At 72.1% G+C, this 4,249-nt stretch carries 5 protein-coding genes and 1 pseudogene; 3 read left to right on the top strand and 3 right to left on the bottom strand.

The window, feature by feature from the left end; translation table 11 throughout:
* Position 1: 1 nt before the first annotated feature.
* The gene (gene purN / locus AOK09_RS34645) at positions 2–643 is read left to right on the top strand and encodes a phosphoribosylglycinamide formyltransferase (RefSeq protein WP_055591175.1); all 642 of its coding nucleotides are present in this window, start codon (positions 2–4) and stop codon (positions 641–643) included.
* The gene (purH, locus tag AOK09_RS34640; protein WP_055591174.1) at positions 640–2,226 is read left to right on the top strand and encodes a bifunctional phosphoribosylaminoimidazolecarboxamide formyltransferase/IMP cyclohydrolase; all 1,587 of its coding nucleotides are present in this window, start codon (positions 640–642) and stop codon (positions 2,224–2,226) included. Before purN ends, purH begins: the two co-directional genes overlap by 4 nt.
* Positions 2,227–2,314: 88 nt before the next feature.
* On the opposite strand, the gene AOK09_RS34635 is transcribed toward purH, so the two are convergent.
* The 3 genes from AOK09_RS34635 to AOK09_RS34625 form a co-directional block, all read right to left on the bottom strand.
* Complete coding sequence (locus tag AOK09_RS34635) at positions 2,315–2,974, bottom strand: RDD family protein (protein ID WP_055591173.1); 660 nt, start codon at positions 2,972–2,974, stop codon at positions 2,315–2,317.
* 91 nt (positions 2,975–3,065) lie between these two features.
* On the bottom strand, positions 3,066–3,503 hold the full coding sequence (locus AOK09_RS34630) for a DUF2752 domain-containing protein (protein WP_055591172.1): 438 nt from the start codon (positions 3,501–3,503) through the stop codon (positions 3,066–3,068).
* Entirely contained in the window at positions 3,500–3,931 is a 432-nt protein-coding gene (locus AOK09_RS34625) for a DUF4190 domain-containing protein (RefSeq protein WP_055591171.1), read from the bottom strand. The genes AOK09_RS34630 and AOK09_RS34625 overlap by 4 nt, the downstream gene beginning before the upstream one ends.
* 133 nt (positions 3,932–4,064) lie before the next feature.
* Here AOK09_RS34625 and AOK09_RS41490 point away from each other — a divergent pair.
* A pseudogene (locus AOK09_RS41490) lies at positions 4,065–4,249 on the top strand (hypothetical protein); the annotation flags it as partial.

The following is a 4,249-nucleotide window of genomic DNA, read 5'->3' as shown; positions in this document are numbered from 1 at the left end:
CCTGACTTTCCCCCCGCCCCGGTCGAGGCCGGCCCGCCTGGTCGTGCTGGTCTCCGGATCGGGCACCAACCTCCAGGCGCTCATCGACGCCTGCGCCGACCCCTCCTACGGGGCCGTGATCGCGGCCGTCGGCGCCGACCGGGACGGCATCGCCGGCCTGGAGCGGGCCGAGCGCGCGGGCATCCCCACCTTTGTGCACCGGATCGGGGACTTCGCCGACCGCGAGGCATGGGACGCCGCGCTCACCGCCGCCACCGAGGTCCATGAGCCCGACCTGGTGGTGACCGCCGGGTTCATGAAGATCCTCGGCAAGCAGTTCATGGCCCGCTACGAGGGCCGCATCGTCAACACCCACCCCGCCCTGCTGCCGTCCTTCCCGGGTGCGCACGGCGTCCGCGACGCCCTCGCGTACGGCGTGAAGGTCACCGGCTGCACGGTCCACCTGGTCGACGCCGGTGTGGACACCGGACCGATCATCGCGCAGGGCGTCGTCGAGATCACCGACGACGACCACGCCGACGGCGGGGAAGCGCTGCATGAGCGCATCAAGACTGTCGAGCGCACGCTGCTCGTCGACGTCGTGGGCCGGCTGGCCCGCGAAGGCCACCGCATCGAGGGACGAAAGGTACGGATCCCTGTATGACCGCCGCCGGTAGCACGACGCCTCCCGCTTCCGAGGACGTACGCCCCATCCGCAGGGCGCTGGTCAGCGTCTATGACAAGACCGGGCTGGAGGAGCTGGCCCAGGGTCTGCACGCCGCCGGGGTCGAGCTGGTCTCCACCGGTTCCACCGCCGCCCGCATCGCCGCCGCCGGCGTCCCGGTGACCGAGGTCGCCGAACTCACCGGCTTCCCGGAGTGCTTGGACGGCCGGGTGAAGACCCTGCACCCGAGGGTGCACGCCGGCATCCTGGCCGACCTGCGGCTGGAGTCCCACCGCGAGCAGCTCACCGAGCTGGGGGTGACACCCTTCGACCTGGTGGTCGTCAACCTGTACCCGTTCCGGCAGACCGTCGCCTCCGGCGCCGGCCCGGACGAGTGCGTCGAGCAGATCGACATCGGCGGCCCCTCGATGGTGCGTGCCGCCGCCAAGAACCACCCGTCGGTCGCGGTGGTGGTCGATCCGGCCCGCTACGGCGACGTGCTCTCCGCCGTCTCCGGCGGCGGCTTCGACCTGGCCACCCGCAAGCGGCTGGCCGGTGAGGCCTTCGCACACACCGCCGCCTACGACGTGGCCGTGGCGTCCTGGTTCGCGGACGGCTACGCCCCCGCCGACGACGAGGCCTTCCCGGCCTTCTTCGGGGCCACCTGGGAGCGCCGCCATGTGCTGCGCTACGGCGAGAACCCGCACCAGGCCGCCGCGCTCTACACCGACGGCAGCGAGTCCGGTCTGGCCGGCGCCGAGCAGCTGCACGGCAAGGAGATGTCCTACAACAACTACACGGACACCGACGCCGCCCGTCGCGCCGCGTACGACCACACTGAGCCCGCCGTCGCGATCATCAAGCACGCCAACCCGTGCGGCGTCGCCACCGGCGCCGACGTCGCCGAGGCGCACCGCAAGGCCCACGCCTGCGACCCGCTGTCCGCCTTCGGCGGTGTGATCGCGGTCAACCGCCCGGTGTCCGTCGCCATGGCGGAGCAGGTCGCGGAGATCTTCACCGAGGTCATCGTGGCGCCCGACTACGAGGAGGGCGCGGTCGAGGTCCTGGCGCGGAAGAAGAACATCCGGGTGCTGCGGGCCCCCGGCGCGCCGGGCGAGCGTCTGGAGGCCAAGCCGGTCTCCGGCGGGGTGCTGCTCCAGCAGGCCGACCGGATCGATGCGGCGGGTGACGACCCGGCGACCTGGACCCTGGCCGCCGGTGAGGCGCTCTCCGAGGCGGAGCTGGCCGAGCTGGCCTTCGCCTGGCGGGCCTGCCGCGCCGTCAAGTCCAACGCCATCCTGCTGGCCAAGGACGGTGCCACGGTGGGCGTCGGCATGGGCCAGGTCAACCGGGTGGACTCGGCGCGGCTCGCGGTGCAGCGGGCGGGCGAGCGGGCGGTCGGCTCCTTCGCCGCCTCGGACGCCTTCTTCCCCTTCCCCGACGGCCTCGAGGTGCTGCTGGAGGGCGGGGTGAAGGCGGTGGTGCAGCCGGGCGGTTCGATCCGCGACGACCAGGTGATCGCCGCCGCCCGTGAGGCCGGAGTGACCATGTACCTCACCGGGACCCGGCACTTCTTCCACTGAGTCCGGCTGACGTACGGGCAGGAACCGAACGGCCCGCGCCCCCTGTGGACGGGGCGCGGGCCGTTCGGCGTGCCGAGTGGTCAGCAGGTCACTGGGACTTGACGACCACGCTGCTCATGATCTTGTCCGCGAAGGTCTGCTTCTTGGCGTCCCACAGCGGCCAGAGGTAGCCCAGGCAGCAGAAGCCGTCCAGCACGTGGCAGAGCTGGCGGACGAAGGCCATGCCGAAGCCGAGCGGCTGGCCGTCGGCCTCGCGCACCACGCGGATGTTGACCATCCGCTTGCCGGGGGTCTGCCCCTTCGTGCCCTCCTGGTAGATCAGCCAGAGGCCGCCGGCGAAGGCGAGCAGGGCGCCCAGCAGGATGAAGATGATCCCGGCGCCGCCGCCACCGCTGCAGGAGGTGTGATAGGTGACCGGGTCGGTGGTGCAGTTGGCCGAGGACGCGCTCATCGCGCCGCCGATGCCGTACAGGATGCCCGGCACCAGACCGACGATCAGGCCGTCGACGATGCGGGCGGCGACCCGGGAGCCCCAGCCCGCGTAGAACTGCTGCACCTGGCCGGCGTGCGGGTACATCCCCGGCTGCTGCGGGTAGCCGTACCCGGCAGCCTGCTGCTGCGGGTAGCCGTAGCCCGGCTGCTGGGGCTGCTGCGGGTAGCCGTAGCCGGGCTGCTGGGGCTGCTGCGGCTGCTGGCCGTAGCCGGGCTGCTGGCTGTAGGGGTTGTTGGGGTCGGGCGGGTAGCTCACGGTCGTCTCCTGGCAGGAAGATGGGGACAGGCGGACACATGTGACGGGCGGGCGGCAGGGCGGCCGGCCGAGCCCGGAGATTATCGGACGGTCACGACAGCAGGAACCCGTATCGGTGCAGCTGCCAGCACCAGGACAGGGCGGCGACCGTGCCGATCAGCGCGTTGCGCCGGCGTACGGGCGCGGACCACCAGTGGCGGCCCAGTCCCAGGGGCGCCAGCAGCAGGCAGAGCCCGATCACCACGGTGAACGGATTGGCCGTCAGGGCGGCCGTCCAGTGGCCCTGGCCGGCTTCGATGAAGACGGTGGTGGACCCGCACGCGGGGCAGGGCACCCCGGTGAACCGGCGGAGCAGGCAGAGCGCCCCTGGGTCGTGGGCCCGGTGCAGCCGGGACACCGCCAGTGCGGCCGCGGCGGCGCCGGCGGCACGCACCAGCACCTGCAGCGGGCCGCCGTAGCGGGAGCCGGCGGCGCGTGACCACCAGCGGACCGGAGCGGTGTTGACGGAAGGTGGGGCGGGGGCGCTCATAGGCTGCTGGTGCTCTTGTTCAGCACCACGAAGAAGATCAGCGCCGCGATCGAGATCAGGATGGAGAGCGCCCCGAGGACGATGCCCCCGATGGCCGTGGAGCGCCCGGTGCCCGTGGTCCTGGACTTGTTGACGCCGGCGATGCCCAGTCCGAGCGCGACCGGACCCAGCAGACCGCCGTAGAAGCAGATCAGAATGGAGACGAAGCCCAGCGCCACGGATGCCATGGCCAGGCTGTTCTGCTCGCCGGTGGGGACCGGCGCGGCGCCGTACGGGAGAGGCTGGGGCGCGACGGGGTATCCGTAGCCTGGCTGCCCGTAGCCGGGGTGGGTTCCGTAGCCGGGGGCGGAGCCGTAGGGCTGCCCACCCTGGCCGCCGTACGGGCTGCCGTAGGGATCAGGCGGCGGCGTCTGGTACGGATTGCTCACGTCTCTCCCCCGAAAGTGCCTCCGCCGCCCCCGGCTGGTGCGCGGGCCCGGGCGGCGGCGGACGATGTCCGCCCCCATGGTTATGGGGGTGGACAGGGTGTGTCCAGCCGACGGACGAGGCACGGACACAACCGTGGCGCAATCGCAATCGGATCACTACGTTCCGTTTGTTTGGGGCCCATCGGACGGACAAGGGCGGCCGGATGCGCGTACTGCGGCCCCGATCCGCGAGGATGGAGTCATGACCGCCCAGATTCTCGATGGCAAGGCCACGGCAGCAGCGATCAAGTCCGAACTCGCCACCCGGGTGGCGGCGCT

The organism is Peterkaempfera griseoplana (genome assembly GCF_001418575.1).
Taxonomy (GTDB): domain Bacteria; phylum Actinomycetota; class Actinomycetes; order Streptomycetales; family Streptomycetaceae; genus Peterkaempfera; species Peterkaempfera griseoplana.
The sequence above is the reverse complement of the archived record's forward strand: the minus strand, read 5'-3'. Positions and strand labels throughout refer to the sequence as shown.